This window comes from Paralysiella testudinis (assembly GCF_016894345.1).
GTDB lineage: Bacteria > Pseudomonadota > Gammaproteobacteria > Burkholderiales > Neisseriaceae > Paralysiella > Paralysiella testudinis.
This window is the reverse complement of the sequence record NZ_CP069798.1, coordinates 1541762-1566444: the sequence shown is the minus strand read 5'-3', so window position 1 is coordinate 1566444 and position 24683 is coordinate 1541762. Positions and strand designations below refer to the sequence as shown.

General features: G+C 53.7%; 22 protein-coding genes. 5 read left to right on the top strand and 17 right to left on the bottom strand.

The features are described from left to right. Position 1 precedes the first annotated feature (1 nt). From JQU52_RS08160 to kdsA, 3 genes are all read right to left on the bottom strand, one after another. Positions 2-727, bottom strand: coding sequence for a KpsF/GutQ family sugar-phosphate isomerase (locus JQU52_RS08160; protein ID WP_230338022.1), 726 nt, complete (start codon positions 725-727; stop codon positions 2-4). Positions 728-876: 149 nt separating this feature from the next. After that, the gene (gene kdsB / locus JQU52_RS08155; protein WP_230338021.1) at positions 877-2175 is read right to left on the bottom strand and encodes a 3-deoxy-manno-octulosonate cytidylyltransferase; all 1299 of its coding nucleotides are present in this window, start codon (positions 2173-2175) and stop codon (positions 877-879) included. Beyond that, complete coding sequence (kdsA, locus tag JQU52_RS08150; RefSeq protein WP_379061533.1) at positions 2175-3014, bottom strand: 3-deoxy-8-phosphooctulonate synthase; 840 nt, start codon at positions 3012-3014, stop codon at positions 2175-2177. The genes kdsB and kdsA overlap by 1 nt, the downstream gene beginning before the upstream one ends. A 546-nt stretch (positions 3015-3560) precedes the next feature. On the opposite strand from kdsA, the gene JQU52_RS08145 reads away from it, so the two are divergent. Further along, positions 3561-4973 carry a solute carrier family 23 protein gene (locus JQU52_RS08145; protein ID WP_230338020.1) on the top strand — a complete coding sequence of 471 codons (1413 nt, stop codon included), beginning with the start codon at positions 3561-3563 and terminating at the stop codon, positions 4971-4973. A gap of 88 nt (positions 4974-5061) precedes the next feature. Here JQU52_RS08145 and glnD read toward each other — a convergent pair whose 3' ends face one another. The 5 genes from glnD to JQU52_RS08120 form a co-directional block, all read right to left on the bottom strand. Beyond that, the gene (gene glnD / locus JQU52_RS08140) at positions 5062-7650 is read right to left on the bottom strand and encodes a [protein-PII] uridylyltransferase (protein ID WP_379061549.1); all 2589 of its coding nucleotides are present in this window, start codon (positions 7648-7650) and stop codon (positions 5062-5064) included. A gap of 1 nt (position 7651) precedes the next feature. Continuing rightward, positions 7652-8890 carry a multifunctional CCA addition/repair protein gene (locus JQU52_RS08135; RefSeq protein WP_230340552.1) on the bottom strand — a complete coding sequence of 413 codons (1239 nt, stop codon included), beginning with the start codon at positions 8888-8890 and terminating at the stop codon, positions 7652-7654. Between the two features lie 145 nt (positions 8891-9035). Then, the gene (locus JQU52_RS08130) at positions 9036-10214 is read right to left on the bottom strand and encodes an LD-carboxypeptidase (RefSeq protein ID WP_230338018.1); all 1179 of its coding nucleotides are present in this window, start codon (positions 10212-10214) and stop codon (positions 9036-9038) included. 245 nt (positions 10215-10459) lie between these two features. Beyond that, positions 10460-11959 (bottom strand): sodium/proline symporter PutP, encoded by a 1500-nt coding sequence (gene putP / locus JQU52_RS08125; RefSeq protein WP_230340551.1) that lies wholly within the window; start codon positions 11957-11959, stop codon positions 10460-10462. A 187-nt stretch (positions 11960-12146) separates the two neighbouring features. Continuing rightward, on the bottom strand, positions 12147-12632 hold the full coding sequence (locus tag JQU52_RS08120; RefSeq protein WP_230338017.1) for a glutathione peroxidase: 486 nt from the start codon (positions 12630-12632) through the stop codon (positions 12147-12149). A 293-nt stretch (positions 12633-12925) separates the two neighbouring features. Here JQU52_RS08120 and JQU52_RS08115 point away from each other — a divergent pair, with 293 nt between their 5' ends. Then, on the top strand, positions 12926-14407 hold the full coding sequence (locus tag JQU52_RS08115; RefSeq protein WP_230340550.1) for a vWA domain-containing protein: 1482 nt from the start codon (positions 12926-12928) through the stop codon (positions 14405-14407). Between the two features lie 96 nt (positions 14408-14503). On the opposite strand, the gene JQU52_RS08110 is transcribed toward JQU52_RS08115, so the two are convergent. The 4 genes from JQU52_RS08110 to JQU52_RS08095 all read right to left on the bottom strand — a co-directional run bounded on the left by JQU52_RS08110 (position 14504) and on the right by JQU52_RS08095 (position 17319). Further along, entirely contained in the window at positions 14504-15004 is a 501-nt protein-coding gene (locus JQU52_RS08110) for a hypothetical protein (protein ID WP_230338016.1), read from the bottom strand. Positions 15005-15309: 305 nt separating this feature from the next. Continuing rightward, positions 15310-15987, bottom strand: coding sequence for a hypothetical protein (locus JQU52_RS08105; protein ID WP_230338015.1), 678 nt, complete (start codon positions 15985-15987; stop codon positions 15310-15312). A gap of 175 nt (positions 15988-16162) precedes the next feature. Beyond that, positions 16163-16900: a bifunctional demethylmenaquinone methyltransferase/2-methoxy-6-polyprenyl-1,4-benzoquinol methylase UbiE gene (gene ubiE / locus JQU52_RS08100; protein WP_230338014.1), complete on the bottom strand. Its 738-nt coding sequence runs from the start codon at positions 16898-16900 to the stop codon at positions 16163-16165. A gap of 62 nt (positions 16901-16962) precedes the next feature. Next, positions 16963-17319: a gamma-butyrobetaine hydroxylase-like domain-containing protein gene (locus JQU52_RS08095; RefSeq protein ID WP_230338013.1), complete on the bottom strand. Its 357-nt coding sequence runs from the start codon at positions 17317-17319 to the stop codon at positions 16963-16965. 164 nt (positions 17320-17483) lie between these two features. Between JQU52_RS08095 and nadE the strand changes: the two genes are divergently transcribed. After that, the gene (gene nadE, locus JQU52_RS08090) at positions 17484-18275 is read left to right on the top strand and encodes an NAD(+) synthase (RefSeq protein ID WP_230338012.1); all 792 of its coding nucleotides are present in this window, start codon (positions 17484-17486) and stop codon (positions 18273-18275) included. 97 nt (positions 18276-18372) lie between these two features. Here nadE and pdxH read toward each other — a convergent pair whose 3' ends face one another. Then, the gene (pdxH, locus tag JQU52_RS08085; RefSeq protein ID WP_230338011.1) at positions 18373-19005 is read right to left on the bottom strand and encodes a pyridoxamine 5'-phosphate oxidase; all 633 of its coding nucleotides are present in this window, start codon (positions 19003-19005) and stop codon (positions 18373-18375) included. Between the two features lie 177 nt (positions 19006-19182). Between pdxH and hemA the strand changes: the two genes are divergently transcribed. Together hemA and prfA are read left to right on the top strand one after the other, a co-directional pair. Next, positions 19183-20439 (top strand): glutamyl-tRNA reductase, encoded by a 1257-nt coding sequence (gene hemA, locus JQU52_RS08080; protein WP_230338010.1) that lies wholly within the window; start codon positions 19183-19185, stop codon positions 20437-20439. Between the two features lie 105 nt (positions 20440-20544). Then, positions 20545-21621, top strand: a complete 1077-nt coding sequence (gene prfA, locus JQU52_RS08075) for a peptide chain release factor 1 (protein ID WP_230338009.1) — start codon at positions 20545-20547, stop codon at positions 21619-21621. Positions 21622-21734: 113 nt separating this feature from the next. Here prfA and trpD read toward each other — a convergent pair whose 3' ends face one another. The 4 genes from trpD to JQU52_RS08055 form a co-directional block, all read right to left on the bottom strand. Continuing rightward, positions 21735-22769, bottom strand: a complete 1035-nt coding sequence (gene trpD, locus JQU52_RS08070) for an anthranilate phosphoribosyltransferase (protein WP_230338008.1) — start codon at positions 22767-22769, stop codon at positions 21735-21737. An 18-nt stretch (positions 22770-22787) separates the two neighbouring features. Further along, complete coding sequence (locus tag JQU52_RS08065) at positions 22788-23372, bottom strand: aminodeoxychorismate/anthranilate synthase component II (RefSeq protein WP_230338007.1); 585 nt, start codon at positions 23370-23372, stop codon at positions 22788-22790. Positions 23373-23535: 163 nt separating this feature from the next. Beyond that, complete coding sequence (locus JQU52_RS08060; protein ID WP_230338006.1) at positions 23536-23850, bottom strand: hypothetical protein; 315 nt, start codon at positions 23848-23850, stop codon at positions 23536-23538. A 78-nt stretch (positions 23851-23928) separates the two neighbouring features. Further along, positions 23929-24675 carry an amino acid ABC transporter ATP-binding protein gene (locus JQU52_RS08055; RefSeq protein WP_230338005.1) on the bottom strand — a complete coding sequence of 249 codons (747 nt, stop codon included), beginning with the start codon at positions 24673-24675 and terminating at the stop codon, positions 23929-23931. Positions 24676-24683: the final 8 nt, after the last annotated feature.

Sequence of the window (24683 nt, the reverse complement as noted above, 5' to 3'; positions counted from 1 at the left end):
TTCAGAGAATTAGTATAAAATCCGCATCGCCATCGAAGGCACGGCGAATGTTGCCATCCGTAATAATGCCTGCCAATGCATTGTCTTGCATCACCAAAGTTAAGCCCAAATAATCGCGGTTAATGCTATGCACCACCTGTTTAAAAGACGCATCTGGTGTACATACCGGCAATTTATCCTTATTCATCACATCAGCCACCCGGGTAAGCAAACACCGTCCCAAACTGCCACCCGGATGGAAACGGGCAAAATCCTCCGGCTGGAAATCCCGCTCTGCCGCCAAAACCATGGCCAAGGCATCGCCCATAACCAAAGTACACGTGGTTGAGCTGGTGGGCGCCAAATTATTATTACATGCCTCCCGCTCTACACCCACATCCAGCACCACATGCGCATTGCACCCCAAGCTGGATTTTGGATCGCCAGTCAGAGCAATAATCCGGTTTTGCTGATATTCCAAAAACGGCAAAATACGGATAATCTCTTCGGTTTCACCCGAATTAGAAATCAGCAAGGCCACATCAATCGGCTTAATCATACCCAAATCACCGTGGAAAGCCTCACCCGGGTGCACAAAAAACGCCGGAGTACCAGTAGACGCCATGGTGGCGGCAATCTTTTGGCCGATAATGCCCGACTTACCCATGCCCACCACCACTACACGACCTTGCATGGATAAAATAGTTTGGATTGCGGCTTCAAATGCGGTATCCAAACGAGCGGCCATGGCACAATGGCTTCAGCCTCAGTCAACATAATACTGTGTGCCTGCTGTAAAATTTTGGAGCTCATATTTTTTACCTCTATTTAGCCATCAAAGCCGATAACCCAATGGCCATGCGCTTATCCGATATTGTGTTATGCCACTATAGAATGCTATTGCGCCGCGCCAGCCATCACCTTGGCAAAGCCTTGAGCCGAATCAAAAATTTCAGCCTTGCCTTGTGCCATTAGAATAGCATCCGCCAGCTCACGCAGCGCACCATGACCACCGGCAGTTTGTAAAACCGCAGTTGCCTTGGCTTGTACATATACCGGCGCATCGGCCACCGCATAGCTTAAACCGCAAGCGACAAAGGCGGGTAAATCAATGGTATCGTCGCCAATACAAGCGGTCTGGTCAGCCTCAACACCCGCGGCAGCCATCAAATCCACACAGGCCTGATGTTTGTCTTTCACGCCAAAACGAAATAGCGACACGCCCAAGTCCGCCACCCGTTTGCGCAATGTGGCTGAATCTCGGCCAGACAATACCGCCACCCGGATGCCGCTCTCTTCCAGCAAACGGATACCCAAGCCATCGCGCACATGAAAGCGTTTTAAGCATTCGCCGGTTTCATCGTAATAAATACCGCCATCGGTGAGCACACCGTCCACATCGGTAATCAACAATTTGACATCTGCCAAGCTGGGGTTGGCAGCCATGTCGGTTTCAGGCAGCCCTGCCATTAATTGGCGCACGCGCGCCAAGCAATCGGGCGTATCCACACCCGGCCCGGTTTCGGCTACCTGAAAAGCACGAATCTTAAAACCGGCCGCCAGCAAGCGCAGTTGTTCCAGTTTTTCGGTTTTTTCCATCATCGGCTGCGGCAAGTTGCCATACTGTGCCAACACATCACGGCGATAAGCATACACACCCACATGTTTCAGGTAGCTCGCTTCTTCGGCTTCGCGCGGATAAGGAATCGGGCTGCGGCTAAAATACAGGGCATCACCATTATCTGCCAATACCACCTTAACCGCGTTGGGATTGCCCGCCTCTGCCGCAGGCAAAGGATGGCATAAGGTGCCCACCGCCACACCGGCATCGGCTCGCATACCGGCAATCAGCACCGCAATATCTTGCGGGCGAATCAATGGTTCATCCCCCTGTACATTCACATAAATATCAGCCGGATGCTGCGCCATCACTTCTGCCAAGCGATCAGTGCCCGATTCATGATCTGGACGCGTCATCACCCAGCGCCCACCAAATGCGCTTACGGCTTCGGCCACACGGTTATCGTCTACTGCCACCAATACCGTATCTACACCCGCCACTTGGCTGGCACGCTCATAAACATGCTGAATCATCGGCTTGCCGCCAATATCCGCCAGCGGCTTGCCCGGCAAACGTGTAGACGCATAGCGTGCCGGAATCACAATCACCACCGATTCTTGTACTGTATTCGCCATTATTTGATATCCAACACAGGCATGGCTTTCACCACATCATCCACCGCTTTTACCTGCGCCAAGAAAGTTTCCAGCATATTCAATGGTAACGCACTGGGGCCATCACAACGCGCTTTGTCCGGATCCGGATGCGCTTCCAAAAACAAACCGGCCAAACGGGTGGCCATACCGGCCAAGGCCAAATCCAACACCTGATTACGGCGCCCGCCGGAAGCCGAAGCACCCGATTCGCGCTGCTGTAAAGCATGGGTAACATCAAAAATAATCGGCAAATCGCCAGTGATTTTTTTCATTACCCCAAAGCCGAGCATATCCACCACCAAATTGTCATAGCCAAAATTCGAGCCGCGTTCGCATAAAATCAATTGCTCATTGCCCGCTTCTTTAAATTTGTCGACAATATTTTTCATCTGATGCGGGCTTAAAAACTGCGGCTTTTTGATATTAATCACCCGCCCGGTTTTGGCCAACGCCACCACCAAGTCAGTTTGGCGCGCCAAAAACGCCGGCAATTGCAACACATCACACACTTCCGCCACCGGCTCCGCTTGCCACGGCTCATGCACATCGGTAATCACCGGCACGCCAAACTCTTTTTTTACCGCTGCAAAAATCTTCATCCCCTCTTCCAAACCCACACCACGATAAGAGTGGATAGAAGAGCGATTGGCCTTGTCAAATGAAGCTTTGAAAACATAGGGAATGCCGAGTTTATTGGTTACTTCTACATATTTTTCACAAGCAAACAGCGTGGAATCCACATCTTCCAAAACATTCAGCCCGCCGAAAAGGGTAAAAGCACAATCATTGCCGATGGATAAATCATTTAATTTAATCATAATTAAGTATTTTTTTGATTGATTGATAAATATTTTTCGTTCATCTTAGGGCTGCTTACATTTCATCCGTATAACAGGCGCTAAGCGGCAAATCCGCATTCAAGCCCAAAAGCGCAGCCAAGAAAATGATGACTCTTGAATATGGGCGCCTAGCTTCAGCTTTTAGCCCAGAAGACAGATTTTTCAGCCAACATATTACCGCGTGATGAATTGTGCACAGACCTTAAAGTTAAATGGCACATTTGATTATACCACCGGGTTCGCTTTTAAAATAAACGGCGGTTATCCTGTTAACCCACAGCAAACAATCTTACAACTTGCTGAAATAAAAATATATCTTTCCCTGTTTTTATTTTGCTGATGCGCTTATCGCTTTACCTTGATTCGACAATACGCCATAACCATTCAGACAAAACATTTACCCTTTAAGTCATATTGACATAACTTTGAATGACAATAGAGTTGCTTTACAATAAGCACACATTTGCTGTCATTGCGCACCAAATGCCGATAAAAACAGAGAACAACACAAGGAGAAACTTCAATATGGCCATTAAACGCCCTTATGGTGCCGAGCAGCCTTACTGGCCTGCCGGTCCATTCAAAATCCGTTTGCCTTTTATCCATTATCGCTGGGAATTCCCAGAGATGATTCAGGGGCTGTTTATGTTTGTGGTCAGCTTGGCTATGATTCCCCTGTTGGAAAAATACCTAGGCATGCCCTATGAAGCGGCGTTGGCATTTTGCGTAGTTGCCGGGGTGGCCTATCTGCTGCCCGCCTTACTTGGTGTGCCATTGGTGCCCGGCTGGATTACCCCGGCCATTCCGGTGGTGTTGCTGTATTTGCAGGCATTTGAGCCGGGCCCGCAAGCGGTGCAGGCCATGTTTGCGCTGCAACTACTGGTGTTCATCATTTTCTTGTTTTTGGGTGTTACCGGGCTGGGCAGCAAGCTGGTGCGGATTATCCCCAACTCGCTTAAATCCGGCATCATTATTGGCGCCGGTATCGCGGCCATGATGGGCGAGCTGAAATCCGGCGGGCGCATTGATGCCACGCCGATTTCGCTGCTGATTGGTGCTTTGGTTTCGGCCTATATTTTGTTTTCGCTGTCGTTCAAGAATATTGTAGAAAACAATAAATTCGCCAAAATGCTGGCCAATTTCGGCATGATTCCCGGCCTGTTTGTGGCCATGCTTATCGGCTGGGCGGTGGGCGAATATCCGTTGCCGGTGATTGAATGGGGCATTACCAAACCAGACTTCGGCCTGATGACGCAATACCTGGTATTTAATGTGGGCATGCCCAGCTGGGACATGTTTCTGCTGGCCATACCCACAGCGATTATTGCTTATGTGATTGCCTTTGGTGATATTTTGGTGGGCTTTACCTTGTGCCGCCGGGTGGACGAAGTACGTCCGGATGAAAAAATTGAGTTGGATGTCACCCGTGTGCATCTGGTTACCGCCATGCGCAACGGCTTGCATGCCTTGCTGGCACCCTGGCCGGGGTTGGCCGGCCCTTTGTGGACGGCGGCGCACGCCACCGTGGCCGAACGCTATGCACTGGGCCGCAAAGCCATGGATTCGATTTACAGCGGCGGCGGCACCTTCTGGATTACCGGCCTGATTGCGATATTTATCCTGCCTTTGGTAACCATGTTTAAGCCGGTATTGCCGATTGCCTTGTCGTTAACGCTGATTCTCACCGCCTATATCTGCATTATGGTGGGCATGGAAGAGCTGAAAAATTCGGCTGAGCGCGGGGTGGCCGGGATTGTGGCGGTAACCTTGGCTATGCCCGACCCGAAATCCACTGTGTATGCCGTGGTGATTGGCGTGGTGTTGTATTTGCTGATTGAACGGCCCAATGCACGCCAACGCGCCAAAGACGACAAAAGCCTGATTGGCGACACCACCGAAGACTATATCCACCAAGATAAAGCCGATAAAGCCAATTGATGTGTATGTAAAGTTTTAAACGCATAAGGCTGCCTGAAAGCAAACAATGCTTTCAGGCAGCCTATTCTGTTTGCAGCTCAAACCCGCGTTAACTGCTGATTTGCGCCAACAAAGCTTTTTTCAGTGCCAGTTGTTGTTTGGTGTCTTCCAGCGTGGGGGCGTAGATTAAAAAGCTGTCTTCCACGCGCTCATCCAAGGTGGCGATTTTGGCGTAGCGCACGCTGATGTCAAAATCGGACAGCACTTCGGCGATGTTGGCCAGCAGATAGCGGCGATTAAAGGTGATGATTTCCAATACATACCAGCCCGCATCGTCTTCGCTGTAGATGCTGATGCGCGGGGCAATCGGCAAGTGGCGGCTGCGGCGGCTTTGTGGCGGGGCGGGCTGGGCGATTTCGGGCGGGTTACGGTTGTGTACAAAATCGTCCAGCGCGGCTTCCAGCCGGGTTTGGATGCGGCGGTAGTCGTGCGGCAGGCATTGGGCGGGCATTTGCACGATAAAAGTGTCGAGGATGAAATTATGCTCGGTAACATAGGCGCGGGCGGCCAGAATATTGAGGTCGTGGCGGCTGAATAAGGAGCTTAATCCGGCAAACAGCCGCGGGCGGTTGGGCATATACACCATCACTTGCAGGGTGTCGGTGTTGGGCAGCAGCTGGCTGTGTGCCTGCGGCAGCTCTTCGTGGTTGATAAGCTTGGGCAGGTGCCAGAGGATTTCCTGCATTTCGTGGCGCACAAAATACGGTTTGCCCAGCCGCTGCCACAGGGCGCGCTGTTTTTTCTCGTCGATGTTCAGGCGCGCCAATTCGTTGAGCGCGCGTTGTTGGCGGTTGCTCACTACCACGGCGCGGTCGCGGGCTTCGCCGGCAAATTGGCGCAAGGCTGCCTGAAATAGGTTTTCCAATAAGCTGGCTTTCCAGCTGTTCCAGATTTTGGGGTTGGTGCCGCGGATATCGGCCACGGTGAGCAGATACAGGGCAATCAGCCGCTCGCGGCTGGCCACTTTGGCACAAAATTTGGCCACCACTGCCGGATCTTGGATGTCTTCTTTTTGTGCCGTGCCCGACATCAGCAAATGGTCTTCCACCAACCAAGCCAGCAATTCGGTGTCGTCTTGATCCAGAAAATGATCTGCTGCAAAGGTGCGGGCGTCGGCAATGCCTTCGGTGGCATGGTCGCCGCCACGGCCTTTGGCGATGTCGTGAAACAGCGCCGCCAAATACAGCACGTGCTTGCGCTCAAACGAGTGCATCAGCCCCGAAGCAAACGGCAGCTCGTGGCTGTGCGCATCCATGGCCAAGCGGCGCATATTGCGCACCACCATCAGGATATGGTCGTCCACGGGGTAGATATGAAACAGGTCGTGCTGCAACAGCCCCACGATTTTGCCCCACGCGGGCAAGTAATGGCCGAGCACGCCGTAGAGGTTGATAAAGCGCAGCAGGTGGGTAAGGCCGCTGCCGTATTTGAAAAAGCCGATAAAACGGTCGCGGTTCACCGGGTTTTGGTAAAAATCGGCATTGATTTTCTGCCCTGCTCCCCACCACGCCCGCAGGGTTTGCGGTGCCAAGCCGCTGATGTCGTTGTGTTGCTGGATAATTTGCATGGCCTTAAAAATATGAGTAGGCTTGCGTGCAAACAGGGTTTTGTCTTTCACCGCCAGCAAGTTGCCCACTTGGTAGTAATCGGCATCAATCTCCACCACCACCCGCGGCAGGCGTGAATACACGCGCCCGCGCAACATCGGCTGCAAAATGCCGCTGAGCTGCTTTACGGTTTTGGTGGCGCGGTAAAACGAGCGCATCAGCTTTTCGCTTTTACGCTGGCGTGCGTCGTCGCTATAGCCCATGTTTTCGGCCACTTGGCTTTGTAAATCAAAAATCAGCCGTTCTTCCGCGCGCCCGGCGGCTAAGTGTAAATCAATGCGGATTTTGGCCAATTGCTTGTGGCTGTAGAGCAGCAAACCGGCTTCGGTGCGGGTGAGGATGTTTTGCTGTGTGAGCGCCTGAAATTGCGGGTTGATGCCTTGCGCCTTGGCCAGCCACAGCAAGGTGTGGATGTCGCGCAGGCCGCCGGGGGCGGTTTTGATGTTGGCTTCCAGCACCGCACCGGCGCCTTGCGATTTGGCGTGGCGCTGTTGCTGCTCTAAGAGCTTGCCTTCGATAAAGGCGGCCACATCGCGTTGCAGATTGAGCCGGTGCAGCAAGCGGTCGGCCAGGCGATGGCTGCCGCACAAGAAACGTGCTTCCAGAAAAGCGGTGTCGCCGGTGAGGTCGTCATGCGCGCTTTGGCACAGCTCTTCCACGCTGCCCACCTTCACCGCCGGCATCAGCGCTATGTCCCACAGCACTTGGATAAAGGCAGCAATCCGCGCTTGCTGTGCCTCATCCGGCGGCAAGGGCAAGGCGATGGCCAAGTCCAAATCGGAATACGGGTACATTTCGCCACGGCCAAAGCCGCCAATGGCCAGCAAACACATATCATGGCCGTGAAACCACTCCTGCCACAGCACGCCCAGCGCATACTCCAGCGCCGCGCCGTATTGCCGGAAAAACACCAAGGGCTGGCGGTGGGCCAGATAATTGGCGGTAAGCTGTTGCTTTTGTAATTGCAGCTCTTGCGCTACCGCTTGGCAGGTAGCGCTGTTGATGTGAATAGAATCGGGCGCGGCGCGCATATTAGTGGCTTTCAGTGTGTTGGCGGCGGTAGGCATTTTGCAGCGGGGTGATTTGCGCCAAACGGGCGGCATCAATGGCGGCGGCAATCTGCTCGGGTTTGGTGCAAGCCGCGGCAATAGCGGCGGTGTCGATGTTTTGCGCTGCGGCCAGCAATGCCAGCCAGTGTTCGCGTTGCGGGTAGGGGCTGTTTTCTTTACCCAAACGCCCGCGGGTATCGGCCACGCACACATTTAAGGCCGCCTGAAAACGCTGCGGGCGGCGCAAGGCATCGGTGCGTTTGAGTTTATCCAATACGGTGGCCGGTTTGAGCGTGCCCACGCTGTGAAAAATAATATGCCAGCGGCACACCAGCTCGGCCAGCTCAGCGCAGGCACGCGGTACCCGCCAGCGTGCATTCACCTGCTGCACCGGCACCACCCCGGCCACATCATGGCCGTGGTGTTTGGGCAGAATATCGGCGGGCGTGAGCGCTTTGCCCAAGTCGTGCAGCAAGGCGGCATAGCGTTCAGGCAGCGTTAGCCCCATATCGGCGGCCTGTTGCAATACCATCAGCGTGTGGATACCGGTGTCCACTTCAGGGTGGTAGTCCGCCCGCTGCGGCACGCCGAAGAGCGCCGCCACTTCCGGCAAAATCACTTGCAAAGCACCGCATTCATGCAAAATTTCCAGCATTCGCGCAGGCCGGTTTTCCATCAGCCCTTTGGCCAGCTCCTGCCACACCCGCTCGGCCACCAGCGCATCGACTTCGCCTGCGGCTACCATTTGCCGCATCAGTGCCATGGTTTCCGGGGCTACCTGAAAGCCGTAGCGGGCGGCAAAGCGGGCAGTACGCAAAATCCGCACCGGGTCTTCGGTAAAGGCGGGGCTCACATGGCGCAATAGCCCGGCGGCCAAGTCGGCTTGGCCGTTGAAGGGGTCGATAATCCGCCCATCGGCATCTTGCGCCATGGCATTGATGGTTAAATCGCGCCGCGCCAAATCCTGCTCCAGCGTAACTTCGGGCGCGGCATAAAAACGAAAACCGGCATAACCGGCCGCCACTTTGCGCTCGGTGCGGGCCAGAGCATATTCTTCGTGGCTGTGCGGATGCAGAAACACCGGAAAATCCTGCCCCACCGGCTTAAAGCCCTGTTGCAGCATGGTTTGGGCATCGGCGCCCACCACTACCCAATCGCGGTCGGTTTGCGGCAAGCCCAATAAAGCATCGCGCACCGCGCCGCCCACAAGATAGGTTTGCAAAGACATAAATATCCGCTTGAAACAAAACAAAGCTTTATTGTGGCACCGCCCTGCCCGCCACACAAGCCAAGCCCCAACATAAAATACCGCCCTTAACAGCGGCTTGGCTGGTAAGGGCGGTGTTTGGCCGGAAACGGGGCAGATTTTACTCTAAGTCGCTGCGATCTTCCGGTGTGGCGGCCGTGTCGCCGCCGAACACATCTGACAATACCGGCGGCGGCAGCAAGGTATTCAAAGTCAAGGTGTTCGCATCCAGGGTGGGATAGCCGCCAAAGGCCACGCTGTAGCCGCCGCCACTCATCGGCTCGATGCGGGCTTGCGCGCCCAGCGGGAAGGTGGTCTTGTTGGTGATGTGGCCGAACGGAAAGCCGGTGAGCACCGGCACTTTGGCCAGCCGCGACATGGTGTTCACCACACTGTTGAAATTATAGCTGCTGTCGTAGACATCGCGGATGGTGCCCATGCGGAAATTGCCCATCACCACTGCCTGCTGTTTGCCCAAAATACCGGCCATATACAGGGTTTGCAGCATGCGCTCAATGCGGTAAGGCTGCTCGCCCACATCTTCCAAAAACAAAATGCCGCCGCTGATATCGGGCATATAAGGGCTGCCCGCCAGCGAGGCCAGCACGCTAAGATTGCCGCCCCACAGCACGCCTTCGGCGCGCACGCTGCGGCTTTGGATTTCCGCCACATGAATGGTGTTGTTGCTGCGGGTGGTGCTGTCGATAAACGACTGCATGGTGTAAACACTGGGCTGCGGTTTGCCGAATTCGCTATACAGCATCGGCCCGGCAAAGCTGGGCATATTGCCGCGTGCCAGCAAGGCCATTTGGATGGCGGTGGTATCGCTAAAGCCGAACAACAGCGTGCCCTGCTCGCGCATACGCGTGCCCAAGCTCGCCCAATCGACATGCGGCAGCAAGCGCACGGCACCATAGCCGCCGCGCAAGCCCATCAATACTTTGGGCGTGGCTACGCGACCCAGCGCCACGTCTTGCAAGTCGGCAATGCGCTCGGCATCGCTGCCGGCAAAACGCTGATAGCGGCGGTAGGCTGCCTGCTGATTAGTTATGGTGAAACCGGCGTCGTAAAGGCGGCGCAGGCCGATTTCAATGCGGTTGGCTTGCTCGGCATAGCCAGAAGCGGCAAAAATTCTTAACACATTGTTTCCTGATGCGGGGCGACGCACTGCTGGCGTGATTCGGGGTTGCACCGGCGTGGCAGACCCGGCAGTGCTGCCGCAGGCCTGCAACACACCGGCACCGCCTAAGGCCACGGCGGCACGTAAAAATTGGCGGCGGCTGTGTGCGGATGGATTCATGCCTGTGCTCTCTCTTTTAAATTAGATATAAAGCTGCCTGAAACGGCAAAAAACCGGGCTATTGTACCCAAAAGGCTTACATCGGTGTGTTTGCACTTTAAACACCAGATTGAATTTAACGGGTTTTAACCACTTAAAGTCGATATTGGCCACGAAATAAAGATTTCAGGCAGCCTTATATTTATCCGCACACAAGCACAAAAAACCCTTGCCCCACGGCAAGGGTTTCCACAATACGGGCTGGTTTATTTGGCTGCCGCTTTATAAGCCGCATCGGCTTCTTCAAAGCGTGCTTCAATACCGGCACCGGGTTTGGTGAGTAAAGACACCGCCACAATCGCCACTGCGCAGGCAATAAAGCCGGGCACGATTTCATACAGGCCGCTGCCGGTAAACGGCTTCCAAAACACCACCACCAAAGCCCCTGCCAACATACCGGCCAGCGCACCAGCGGCGGTCATGCGTTTCCAGAATACCGACAAAATCACCACCGGGCCGAAAGCCGCACCAAAACCGGCCCACGCATACGACACCAAGCCAAGCACGCGGCTTTCGGGGTCGGCGGCGATGATGATGGCGATAATAGCCACCGCCAGCACCATCAGGCGGCCAATCCACACCAATTCGCTCTGCGCCGCATCAGGGCGCAAAAAGCCTTTGTAGAAGTCTTCGGTAATCGCGCTGGAGCACACCAACAGCTGGCAGCTTAAGGTAGACATCACCGCCGCCAAAATGGCCGACAAAATCACCCCGGCAATCCACGGATTAAACAATAAGGTAGCCAAAGCAATAAAGATGCGCTCGGGGTTGCCGTCCATGGCGCCCACCTGTTCCGGATGATGGCCGAAATAAGCAATGCCGAAATAGCCCACCGCCACCGCACCGGCCAAACACAAAACCATCCAGCTCATGCCGATGCGGCGGGCGTTTTTGAGTGATTTCACCGTATCGGCCGCCATAAAACGCGCCAGAATGTGCGGCTGGCCGAAATAGCCCAAGCCCCAAGCGGCAGTGCTCACAATGCCCAACAAGGTGGTGCCCGCAATCAGACTGCTGTATTCCTTGCCTGCGGTGCTGGCTGCGGCCTGCACCGCAGCGCTCATTTCATCGGCACCGCCCACGGCCAGATACACCATAATCGGCGTGAGCAGCAGCGCAAAAAACATCAGCGTGGCCTGCACGGTGTCGGTCCAGCTCACCGCCAAAAAGCCGCCGATAAAGGTGTAGGCAATGGTGGCACCGGCACCCAGCCACATGGCGGTGGTGTAGTCGATGTCAAACAGGCTTTGAAACAAGCGCGCGCCGGCCACAATGCCCGAGGCGCAATAAATGGTGAAGAAAAACAGAATAATCGCCGCCGCAATCACCTTAATCAATTTGCCGTGCGCGCCGAAGCGGCTGGCAAAATATTCCGGCAGGGTGAGCGCGTTGTTGTTGTATTCGGTGTGGATGCGCAAACGCCCGGCCACCAGCAACCAGTTGAAATAAGCGCCCACGGTGAGGCCAATGGCAATCCACGCTTCGCTCAGGCCGCTAAGGTAAATCGCACCGGGCAAGCCCATCAGCAGCCAGCCGGACATATCGGAAGCACCCGCCGACATGGCAGTAACAAAGCTGCCCAAACTTCTGCCGCCCAGAATATAGTCGCCAAAATTCTTGGTGGAAAAATATGCTGCCAAGCCAATCAACAGCACCGCCACTAGGTAAATACCAAATGTGACATACATCGGGTTAAAGTTGCCCATCATCATCTCTCTTTGGAATAAAAACAGCCTGCTGCAAGCGTGCCGATGGTGTCGGCTGCTGCACAGGCTGCCTGAAACAATGCAGTGCTCAAAACACAGATAACTGTATTTTGAACATCGCTGCCAAAACAGTGGCCATTGTAACGCAATTACACAGAAAGGTAAAAATAGGTGAACGCGGCGCCCTTCAGGCAGCCAATAAGCGCTCAATATCGCTTTGCAGTTTTTCCGGCTTAGTGAGCGGGGCAAAACGCGCGGCCACATGGCCTTGGCGGTTAATTAAAAACTTGGTGAAATTCCATTTAATCGCAGCCAAGCCGACCAAGCCGCTTTTTTGCTGCTGCAAATAGTGCCACAAAGGATGCGCCTGCTCGCCGTTAACCTCGATTTTTTCGCTTAAGGCAAAATCCACGCCATAGCTTTGCTGGCAGAACAAGGCGATTTCATCGCCACTGCCCGGCTCTTGCCCGCCAAATTGGTTGCACGGAAAACCAATCACCGCAAAACCTTGAGCACCGTATTGCTGCTGCAAAGCTTCCAGGCCGGCCAATTGCGGGGTAAAGCCGCACTTGCTGGCGGTATTCACCAACAGCAACACCTTGCCGCGGTAGTGATCCCAATTCAGGGCTTGGCCGTTTAGCAAAGTGATTGGGAAATCATAAACTGTGTTCATCGTATGCCATTTCATTTAAAAATAGAGAAAAGCTTGCCAAAACAAGCCACTTCACCGACACTATGCCGCAACCACGCCTTTGCCACAAGGAGAATACTATGTACAACACCATACCGCGTTATCTGGCATTAGCCGTTACCGCTGCCCTCTTGGCTGCCTGTGCCCAGTCGCCCGAGTCAGGCGCTACCGATTTCAAACGCAGCAGCGCGCATCAAGACACCAGCGCACGTAGCAATGCTGTACATGCCAAAGAAAACTTGGGTCGCGGCCTTCATGCCGCCGAACCCGCTACCATGCAAGCTGCGGTAATGCCGTCGCCCACGGCTCCCGAAATCGGGCTGCCGGTCCAAAACACTGAGCAATACGGCCAAATCAACACCAACCCTGTGCATGCCGTGGCGCAGCAGCCGGTGTCCACCTTCAGCATTGATGTCGACACCGGCAGCTATGCCAACAGCCGCCGCTTTCTCAACAATGGCCGCCTGCCGCCGGTGAATGCGGTGCGGGTGGAAGAGTTGATTAACTATTTCGACTACAGCTATCCACTGCCGCAAGGCCGCGCGCCTTTTGCAGTGCACACCGACACCGTGGATTCGCCGTGGCAGCCGCACGCCAAAATCATCAAAATCGGCATTAAAGCGCAAGATTTGGCGCTAAAAGAATTGCCGCCGGCCAATCTGGTGTTTTTGGTGGACGTATCCGGCAGCATGAATGAATCCGACAAGCTGCCGCTGGTGAAACAAACCCTGCGCCTGCTCACCGAGCAGCTGCGCGCGCAAGACAAAGTTACCCTCATCACCTATGCCAGCGGCGAAAAGCTGGTGCTGCCGCCCACTTCAGGCAGCCAAAAGCAAACCATTTTGCGCGCGATTAACGAATTACAGGCAGGGGGTGCCACCGCCGGCGAGCAAGCCATTCAGCTGGCCTATAAAGAAGCCGAAAAAGCCCATATTAAAAACGGCATCAACCGCATTTTGCTGGCCACCGATGGCGATTTCAACGTGGGCATCACCGATTTCGACACCCTTAAAGGCATGGTGGCAGAAAAGCGCAAAGCGGGCATTTCCCTCACCACCTTGGGCTTTGGCACCGGCAATTACAATGAGCACTTGATGGAGCAGCTGGCCGATGCGGGCGATGGCAACTACAGCTATATCGACAACCCAAACGAAGCCAAAAAAGTGCTGCAACACCAGCTGTCGTCCACGCTGGCCACCGTGGCGCAAGACGTGAAAATCCAAGTGGAATTCAACCCCGCCACCGTGAAAGAATACCGCTTGGTAGGCTATGAAAACCGCCTGCTCAAGCAAGAAGATTTCAATAACGACCAAGTGGATGCCGGCGACATCGGCGCCGGCCACAGCGTAACCGCCCTGTATGAAATCATCCCCGCCGGGCAGCCCGGCTGGCTGGGCGAATCACGCTACCAGCCCGCCCCGCCAGCAGCCACAGGCAAGGCCGGTGAATACGCCCATGTGAACTTGCGCTACAAACTGCCGGGCAACAGCACCAGCATCCTTATCAGCCAGCCCGTGACCGCCAGCAGCAAACCCTTGGCTCAAGCCGATGCCGACACCCGCTTTGCCATCGCCGTGGCCGCCTACGGCCAGCAGCTGCGCGGCGGCCAATACAATGGCAAAATGGGCTGGAACGACATTATCCGCCTCGCTCAGCAAGCCAATAAGCCCGACCCCTACGGCTTACGCAACGAATTTGTCGAACTGGCCAAAATCGCCCAGAGCCTGAGCGCCGGTAGCACAAACAGCGGCGAATAAAGCTTTCAGGCAGCCTGAAAACACAAAAACGAACCTACGGGTTCGTTTTTTTGATGCCACTGTGCGCCGTGCGCACCAACTTAATAACCTTAAAAATCAAATTAGCTGAAACCGTTCTAAAAGTAAGTTTTTTAATTTTGGGTTATTTTTTAAATTTATATGGATTAAATTTCTCAATTCACGTTTATCATTAGTATTTTCATACAAACCATTAACTATTGTTATAAATGCATTTAAAGCATCATGCTCTGACAAATCATTTTTTTGCTCGTCTTCAATAATATCTTTTAACAGGCCATACAAAAAATTAATATCTTGCTGGCAGGAACGTGCAATCTGAATGTTACGCTTCGGGATTAATTGATTATTATTGATATATTCCAAATCTATATTAGAAAGTCGATTTAATACATCAATAACATATTGTGATCTTTTTTGCTTGTATTCAACCGATGTCATATCACCATTTATACAATTTTTACTTGCTTTAATTACAGTACATGATTGGCCGCTGCAAAGCACAACATCTGCAAATACATTGGCTTGAAAACTCAACAATGTCAAGCTAACAAAGGCAGTAATAAATTTAATATTCATTTCGTCCCCTTTATTTAGCTATTATCCCGTACAATAAATAATTTTATTTATTGTACGGTTTAGGAATTGGTGCAGAATTAAGTAAATTAGTATTTAAACTGGGGGCTTGATAATAAAATCTTGCAACTGCGTTACCTTTTTTAGTTGTAATATATCCATCAGTTGAAATAGTTGTTGACTGAACAACTTTATTTGGCAACTTATAAATATTACCATTAATCATCCACTCATATAATCATCCACTCATAATTCAATTTCAAACGTAGACCTGCTTGTATAATCAAATGGTAAAGGTTATAGGATATTCATTTTGCCCTCCATAAACCAAATCCCCTCCTTTCATCACCGTACCTTTTATTCTCAATATATCCAGATGCTGTCATCCATTCACTTCGGCCATTTTCATATTGACTATGGGGCATTCCAGTAGTTTCTGCTAATAAACCAGTTCCAAGAGCATAGCTTTCTAACTCAGAAAATTTAACCTCTTCAAAATTAACATGATTTGGAAGTATATAAATTTTTGCTATAAAACCACTATCAAGAACACTTTCAGTGTGAATTTTTTCTACAGCTTCAAATTTTAATGCAGTTGGCTCAATAATACTAAGGGTAATACTCTTTTCATCATACTTACTTTTCGCACTGATTGTCACATTTCCAGCCTTATCTAAAGCTGTAATTGTAATTGTTGTAATTGATTTATTAGATATATTTATTAATGGTGATGAAACTGACCAAACAACTGCAATATTAGATGAAATTATTACACTTTCGCCAACACCAATAATGGTTCTATGTCTATTAGCAGGTAATACTGCTTTAGTAACTGAAACTAATTCAATTTTAGGCTTATTTTTCTTAAAAGCAACATTATATGTATTTTCAATAAGATATATATTATTTTCTTTTGCACACTCAGCTCTTTTTAACCCTGATGATGGATCAAATGATACATAACCTTTCTTTTCAGAATCGTACATCCAAGGCTTCATTCCTGCCATCGCACATGCTTCATCCGCAGTTTTATATAACCCAGAAATAAGTGAAATATCCTGTGCTACGACTTATAACTTCCTAGCACCCACTCATCGAGTTTATTATCTTCTGACATAATCTTAGTATTCTTTCCCCATTTAGATAAACACACAATTTAGCTTAAAACTTAACCCCTTTATGCAGCGCCACCACTCCGGCGCTCATATTGTGGTAATCCACACGGTCAAAGCCCACGGTCAACATCATTTGCTTCAGGGTTTCCTGATCCGGGTGCATGCGGATGGATTCGGCAAGGTATTGATAGCTGTCGGCATCTTTGGCGATAAACTTGCCCATCAGCGGCAGCAGTTTAAACGAATACACATCGTATACCGGCGCTAGCGGCTTGAATACCTTAGAGAATTCCAACACCAGCAAGGTGCCGCCCGGTTTGAGTACGCGGTACATTTCGGCCAAGGCTGCGTCTTTGTGGGTCATGTTGCGCAAGCCGAAGGCCACCGACACCAGATTGAAATAATTGTCGGGAAACGGCAGTTTTTCGGCATCGCACAAGGCCACCGGCAATACGGTGCCTTCGTTGAGCAAGCGGTCGCGGCCCACGGTGAGCATGGAGGAATTGATGTCGGTGAGCCATACTTCGCCTTCTTTGCCCACGCGCCGCGCCCAGCCGCGCGACAAATCGCCGGTGCCGCCGGCAATATCCAGCACCTTATCGCCTTTTTTCAAGGGCGCGGTGTTGATGGTGAAATGTTTCCACACGCGGTGTAAACCGGCCGACATCACATCGTTCATGATGTCGTAGTTTTTGGCCACCGAATGGAATACATCCGCCACTTTGGCGGCTTTTTCGTTTTCGGCTACGGTTTGGTAGCCGAAATGGGTTTTGTTGTCACTCATATTGAGATTGTCTTTCCAGAATAAACGGCAAGGCTGCCTGAAAGGCGGCTGGTGTGAGGTGTTTAAAGGTCGCGGCTGGCACCGGCCTGCTGCAAGCGCTGTAAATAGTCTTGCCACAGGGTATCTTGTGCGGTGGCCAGATGATAAAGGTAATCCCAATCGAACAGGCCGCTGTCGTGGCCGTCGCTAAAGGTGATTTTTAAAGCATAGTTGCCCGCGGGCTCCAGCTCGGTAATGCGCACTTGCCGCTTGCCGGTTTGCAGCACTTCTTGGCCAACGCCGTGGCCGCGCACTTCGGCACTGGGTGAATACACGCGCAGCAATTCGGCGCTCAAGTGATAATCGGCATTGCCATAGCGCAACAACAAGGCGGTTTTGTCGCCCGGCAAGCGGATTTCATCGGGCAAGGGGTGATTCATTCAACGACATCCCAACTTAAACGAATGGCGCTTATTCTAGCGCAGAATACCCGGCTTTAACAGCCGCCGCCCTTTTCAGGTAGCCTCAAAACACAGTATGCTGATACAAAAAAACGCAGTATATTGACGCAGTGCAAAACCAACCCCCACTCAGGAGACCCGCCATGCAAACCCAAGCTGTTATCGACCATATTGTTGATTGGCTCAAAACCTATGCTGAAAATGCCCGCATGAAGGGCTTTGTGGTGGGCGTGTCCGGCGGTATTGATTCGGCGGTGGTGTCCACATTGGCGGCGCAAACCGGCCTGCAAACCTTGCTGCTCGAAATGCCCATTCGCCAAAAGGCCGACCAAGTCAACCGCGCCCAAGCGCATATGGCGGATTTGCAAGCGCGTTATGCCAACGTGCAAACCCTGCGCGTGGACCTCACCCCCACTTTTAACACCTTTCAAATGACAGTGGATACCGACGACGATGAACACGCCAACGAAAAACTGGCGCTGGCCAACGCCCGCAGCCGCCTGCGCATGGTAACACTGTATTACTACGGTCAAATTCACGGCCTGCTGGTCACCGGCACCGGCAATAAAGTGGAAGACTTCGGCGTGGGCTTTTTCACCAAATACGGCGACGGCGGTGTGGACATCAGCCCGATTGCCGCCTTGCTCAAAAGCCAAGTGTACACCTTGGCCAAAGCCTTAGGCGTGGCGCAAAGCATCCAAGACGCCGCCCCCACCGACGGCTTGTGGGATACCGAGCGCACCGATGAGCAACAAATGGGCGCCAGCTATCCCGAGCTGGAATGGGCGATGAGCGTATACAAGGAGCATCAAGCCGCCGATTTCAGCGGCCGCCAGCGCGAAGTATTCGAACTGTTCGACCGCCTGCACCGCGCTATGCAGCACAAAATCAACCCGATTCCGGTGTGTGCTATTCCGGCTGATTTATTGCAGTAATCATTCACCAAAGCGGTATAGGTAAATTGAAATAGAGAAGGCTGCCTGAAATGGTTTCAGGCAGCCTTTTCTCTTATCTATCTTTACGGCTCTATCTTTACGGCGACAAACGCTCCTTCAACCATGCCCCATCCTGCAAGCGGTATTGGATACGGTCATGCAAACGGCTGGGGCGGCCTTGCCAAAATTCCAGCCGCTGCGGCAGCACCACATAGCCGCCCCAATGCGGCGGGCGCGGCACTTGTAAGGGATGGCGGGCGCCCACCAATGCAGCGCGCGCCACCAATTCGTTTTTACTGTCGATAACCTCGCTTTGGTGGCTGGCCCAAGCGCCGATGCGGCTGGTGTAGGGGCGCGAGGCAAAATAAGCGTCCGATTCGGCGGCTGCTAAAATCTGCACCCGTCCTTCCACCCGCACCTGCCGCTCCAGCTCCGGCCAAAAAAAGGTGGCCGCCGCATACGGGTGTGCCGCCAGCGCTCGGCCTTTGCGGCTGTGGTAATTGCTAAAAAACACCAGCCCGGCGGCGTTCACTTCTTTGAGCAATACAATGCGCGCGCTGGGCAGCCCGTTGGCATCCACGGTGGCCACATTCATGGCGGTGGGCTCGTTTACCTTGGCCGCCATCGCTTCGTTAAGCCATTGCTGCAACTGCACCAAAGGCAAGTCGGCACAGTCGGCCTCAGATAAGGCCTGTTTGCTGTAGTCTTCACGAATATCGTGTAAATCCATATTCTGCATCTGCGTTTCCTATCGCCCCGATTGCGCTGCCTGAAAACCGCGCCGCCGGTTATGATTTCAAATGGGTTTCGGGTATAATAGCGTGCTTTATTCGCCGCGGCCAGCTGTGCTTCAACCCTAGCTCAAGCTGATGCCACCGCCCTTGCCAACGCTATTTCCCACACCATCATGACGCAACTGACCGCCATCGGCCTCAACCACCAAACCGCCCCGCTGAGCATTCGCGAGCGGCTGGCGTTTGCGGCTGCCGTGCTGCCGGAAGCCGTGGCGCAGCTCGTGCACAGCCGCGCGGCCAAAGAAGCGGTGATTTTGTCTACCTGCAACCGCACCGAGCTGTATTGCGTGGGCGAGCATGAAGCGATTATTGGCTGGCTGGCGCAATACCACCGGCTCCAGCGCCACGAAATCGCCCCCTATCTTTATCTGCTCGATGCCCCGGCCACCGTGCGCCATGCTTTTCGCGTGGCTTGCGGGCTGGATTCGATGGTATTGGGCGAGCCGCAAATTCTCGGCCAGCTTAAAGACGCGGTGCGGGTGGCGCAAGAGCAAAATACCTTACACAGCGAATTAAATGCGCTGTTTCAAAAAACCTTTGCCATTGCCAAAGAAGTGCGCACCCACACCGCCGTGGGCGAAAATTCGGTGTCGATGGCCGCCGCTTCGGTGAAAATGGCCGAGCAAATTTTCCCCTCGGTAAGCAAATTAAAGGTGCTGTTTATCGGCGCGGGCGAGATGATTGAGCTGGTGGCCACGTATTTTGCCGCCAAAGCGCCGCAACGCATCACCGTACTCAACCGCACCTTGGCGCGTGCCGAGCAATTGTGCGCCGGCTTGAGCGTGCCGGCCGATGCGCGCCTGCTCACCGATCTGCCCCAAGTGTTGCACGAATACGATGTGGTGGTGTCGTCCACCGCCAGCCCCTTGCCGATTGTGGGCAAAGGCCTGCTGGAAAGCGCCCTGAAGCAACGCCGTGGCATGCCGATGTTTTTGCTGGATTTGGCGGTGCCGCGCGACATCGAAGCCGAAGTGGCCGATTTAGACGATGCCTATCTCTACACCGTAGACGACATGATGGCGATTGTGCAAACCGGCAAAGAAGCGCGCGCCAAAGCCGCCGAAGAAGCCGAGCAATTGGTGGGCAATAAGGTAAACGAATTTCTCAACTGGCAGCAATCGCGCCAAGCGGTGCCGCTGATTCGCGCCCTGCGCGATGAAGGCGAGCGCGCGCGCATGCAGGTGCTGGAAAACGCCATGAAACACTTAGCCAAAGGCATGCCGCCCGAAGCCGTGCTCGAACGCTTATCGGTGCAGCTCACCAACAAACTGCTGCACGCCCCCACGCGCACACTCAATAAAGACAGCCAAGCCCATCCTGATTTGGCCGATGCCATCAACCGCATCTACCACCTAGACGACCAGCGTTAGCGGCTTTTCATCCCCATACCGTTCTGTATTTCAGGCAGCCTGTTATTGCCCATTGCGGCAGCTTGGCACCTGCTTCCCAACACCTCACACCCGATTTTTGCCCTTATGAAACCCTCTTTACTCGACAAACTGCAAGCGCTGGCCGAACGGCTGGAAGAAGTAACTGCGCTCTTGGGCTCGCCCGAAGCCACCGCCGATATGGATGCCTACCGCAAGCTCACGCGCGAACACGCCGAAATCACCCCGGTGGTGGAAACCTATTGCCAATATACCCAAGCGCAAAGCGATATTGCCGCGGCCGAAGAAATGCTGGCCGACCCGGAAATGAAGGCCTTTGCCGCCGAAGAAATCGACGCCGCCCAAAGTCGCATGGCCGCGCTGGACACCGAGCTGCAAAAGCTGCTGCTGCCCAAAGACGAAGACGACGACAAAAACATCTTTATCGAAATCCGCGCCGGCACCGGCGGCGATGAAGCGGCACTGTTTGCGGGCGATTTGCTGCGCATGTACAGCCGCTTTGCCGAACGCATGCGTTGGCAAGTGGAAATCGTGTCGGCCAATGAAAGCGATTTGGGCGGCTACAAAGAAGTGATTGCCCGCCTGGTGGGGCTGGGCGCCTACAGCCAGCTTAAATTCGAATCCGGCGGCCACCGCGTGCAGCGCGTGCCCGCCACCGAAAGCCAAGGGCGCATTCACACTTCCGCCTGCACCGTGGCAGTAATGCCGGAAGCCGACGAATTGGAAGCCATTGAGCTGAACGCCGCCGATTTGCGCATCGACACCTTCCGCGCTTCCGGCGCGGGCGGCCAGCACATCAACAAAACCGATTCCGCCGTGCGCATCACCCACTTACCCAGCGGCATGGTGGTGGAGTGCCAAGACGGGCGCAGCCAGCACGCCAACAAGGCCCAAGCCATGAAAGTGCTGGCCTCGCGCCTGCACGAGCAGCAAAAACGTGCCGCCCACGAAAAAGAAGCCGCCGAGCGCAAAAGCCTGATTGGCAGCGGCGACCGCAGCGAGCGCATCCGCACCTACAACTACCCGCAAGGCCGCGTTACCGACCACCGCATCAATCTTACCCTGCACAAACTGGATTTTGTGATGGACGGCGACATGAGCGAAATCACCGCCGCCTTGCAAGCCGAACACCAAGCCGAATTGCTGGCTGCTTTAGGGGGCTAGCCATTCAGCCTAAGCATCAAAAAGCCCTGCCGGTTTTATCCGGGCAGGGCTTTTTGGTGCTTATAGAAAGGTGCACACCTTTAACAAGGCTGCCTGAAAGCTCAAAATCTTATCTAATCACCACTCATGGCACGGGTGGTATCGATAAACGCTTGCTGGCAGGCGCGGGCCTTGCCCGAATCGATGGCTGCGCGCGCGGCGATGATGCCAGCTTCAAGCGACTCCACCACATCACCCGCATACAGCGTGGCCGCGCTGTTGAGCAGCACGATGTCGCGACAAGGGCCGGTTTCGCCCGCCAGCACCGCGTTCATCTTGGCCAGCGATTCTTGGCTGTTGGCCACTTGCAAGGGCTTCAAATCCGCCGTTACCGCCATATCGAATTGTTCGGGATGAATGTCGTATTCCATAATCACGCCGTTTTTCAGCTCAGCCACGCGGCTGGGGCCGGTGAGGGTGATTTCATCCAAGCCGTCGTGGCCGTGTACCACCAATACATGGCGGCTGCCCAGCTGTTGCAATACGCGCGACATAATGCCCACCAAGTCCAAATGAAACACGCCCAGCACCTGATTGGGGGCGGCGGCGGGGTTGGTGAGCGGCCCTAAAATATTAAAAATAGTGCGCACGCCCAAAGCGCGGCGCACAGGTGCCACATAGCGCATGCTGCTGTGGTGGTTGGGCGCAAACATAAAGCCCAGCCCCAAGGTGTCGATACATTCGCCCACTTGCGCCGCCGATAAATTCAGCGACGCGCCCATGGTTTCGATAATATCGGCCGAGCCGCTGGAAGAAGACACCGAGCGGCCGCCGTGTTTGGCCACTTTGGCACCGGCGGCGGCAGCCACAAACATGCTGGTGGTGGAGATATTGAAGGTGTGGGCGTTGTCGCCGCCGGTGCCGACAATATCCACCAAATGGGTGGTGTCCACCACCGGCACGCGGGTGGCAAATTCACGCATCACCGTGGCGGCGGCGGCCACTTCGGACACGGTTTCCACTTTAATGCGCAAGCCCACCAGCAAGGCGGCAATCACTTCCGGCGCCACTTCGCCCGACATAATCTGCCGCATCAACACCGTCATCTCATCGTAAAACAGCTCGTTATTGTCGATTAGGCGGTTAAGGGCTTGCTGGGGGGTAATCATGGGGTTCCTTAAATGGTTTCAGGCAGCATCAACAGGCGCGTGTTGTTGCAAAAAGTTGCGCAGCATATCGTGGCCATGCTCGGTTAACAGCGCTTCGGGGTGAAACTGCACGCCTTCCAGCGGCAGGGTTTTGTGGCGCACGCCCATGATTTCGCCGTCGTCTGTCCAAGCGGTGATTTCCAGGCAATCGGGCAGGCTGGCACGGTCAATCACCAAGCTGTGGTAGCGGGTGCAAGTTACCGGATTGGGCAGCCCGGCAAACACGCCGGTGCCGGTGTGTTGCACCGCCGACACTTTGCCGTGCATCAGCGTTTGCGCGCGCACAATATCGCCGCCAAAAGCATAGCCCATGCTTTGATGCCCCAAGCACACGCCCAGCACCGGGATTTTACCGGCAAAATGGCAAATCACCTCTACCGACACCCCCGCTTCTTTGGGCGAACACGGCCCGGGGCCCACCACAATATAGTCCGGCTTGAGCGCTTCGATGCCGGCCAAGTCGATTTCATCATTGCACTTCACCAGCACCTCTTGCCCCAGTTCGGCAAAATACTGCACGATGTTGTAGGTGAAGCTGTCGTAGTTGTCTATCATTAGAAGCATAATGGGCTCGATAAAGTTATAGGCTGCCTGAAAACGCGATGGCGCAATCCATACGCAAGGCCGGATTGTGCCATTTTATCGGTGCTGCTGCCAAGGTGATGTGCCTGCGGTTAAATATCCGATTGCGTCATGTCTGATTATCAAACCGGGCGATTGGGGACGATTATATTGTGGAAAAAATCCCCCCGATATAGGCTAGAAGCACTGCTGAGGGGATGTAAAACAACATAACCATCAATATTTTTTGCGGCATTTTATTCAGAAAAAGACCGAAAGCAGCAGCCATTCTAATGGCAAAGACAATGGAAAAAGGCCAAAAAACAAGCTGGCGCAATATTTCGGGATGATTCCGAATCGTGCCATCGTCTATCGATATGCCAACCCCATAAACAGTGCCAATGATAATCAGGCTGCCCGTAATCAACCCCAAAACACCGGATAAAGTAGGCGCTTGAAAAAACATGCCTGCAATTTTCATCAAATTTTCCTTTGCTGTTTCAGCACCCAGTGATATTGGGTAGTCACAAATGGATTGTCAAATGCTGCCATTATCCGCTTAATGCTGGATTTGCCGCAAAAAGCTGCGTGTCAGTGCTTGCTGCGGATTTTGAAACATGGCTTCGGGGCTGCCTTGTTCTACAATCACGCCGCCGTCCATCAGCACCACATGGTCGGCCACATCGCGGGCAAACTGGATTTCGTGGGTCACCACCACCATGGTCCAGCCGTCTTCGGCCAGTGCTTTCATGGTTTGCAGCACGCCTTGCACCAGCTCCGGATCCAAGGCTGAAGTAGGCTCGTCAAACAGCATGAGCTCCGGCGCAATCGCCATGGCACGGGCAATGCCCACGCGCTGCTGCTGGCCGCCGGAAAGCTGAAACGGATATAGATCGGCCTTGTCGGCCAATCCTACTTTGGCCAGCAAGGCTTGCGCCTCGGCGCGCACGGTGGCTTCGGGGCGTTTTTGTACCACCAACGGGCCTTCCATCACGTTTTGCAGTGCGGTTTTGTGCGGAAACAGGTTGTATTGCTGAAACACCATGCCCGATTTACGCCGTAAGGCCAGCATATCGGCTTTGCTGATTTTGCGGCTGAAATCAATGTGCAAAGGCTCGGCACCGTCAAAATCAATGCTGCCTTGCTGCGGCAGCTCCAAGCCGTTCAGGCAGCGCAGTAAGGTGGTTTTGCCGGAGCCGGACGGCCCCAATATCACCACCACCTGCCCTTTGGCCACAGTGAGGTCGATGCCGCGCAAAATGGGGTTGTCGCCAAAGGCTTTGTGGATATTGCGTACTTTAATCATCTAAGCGC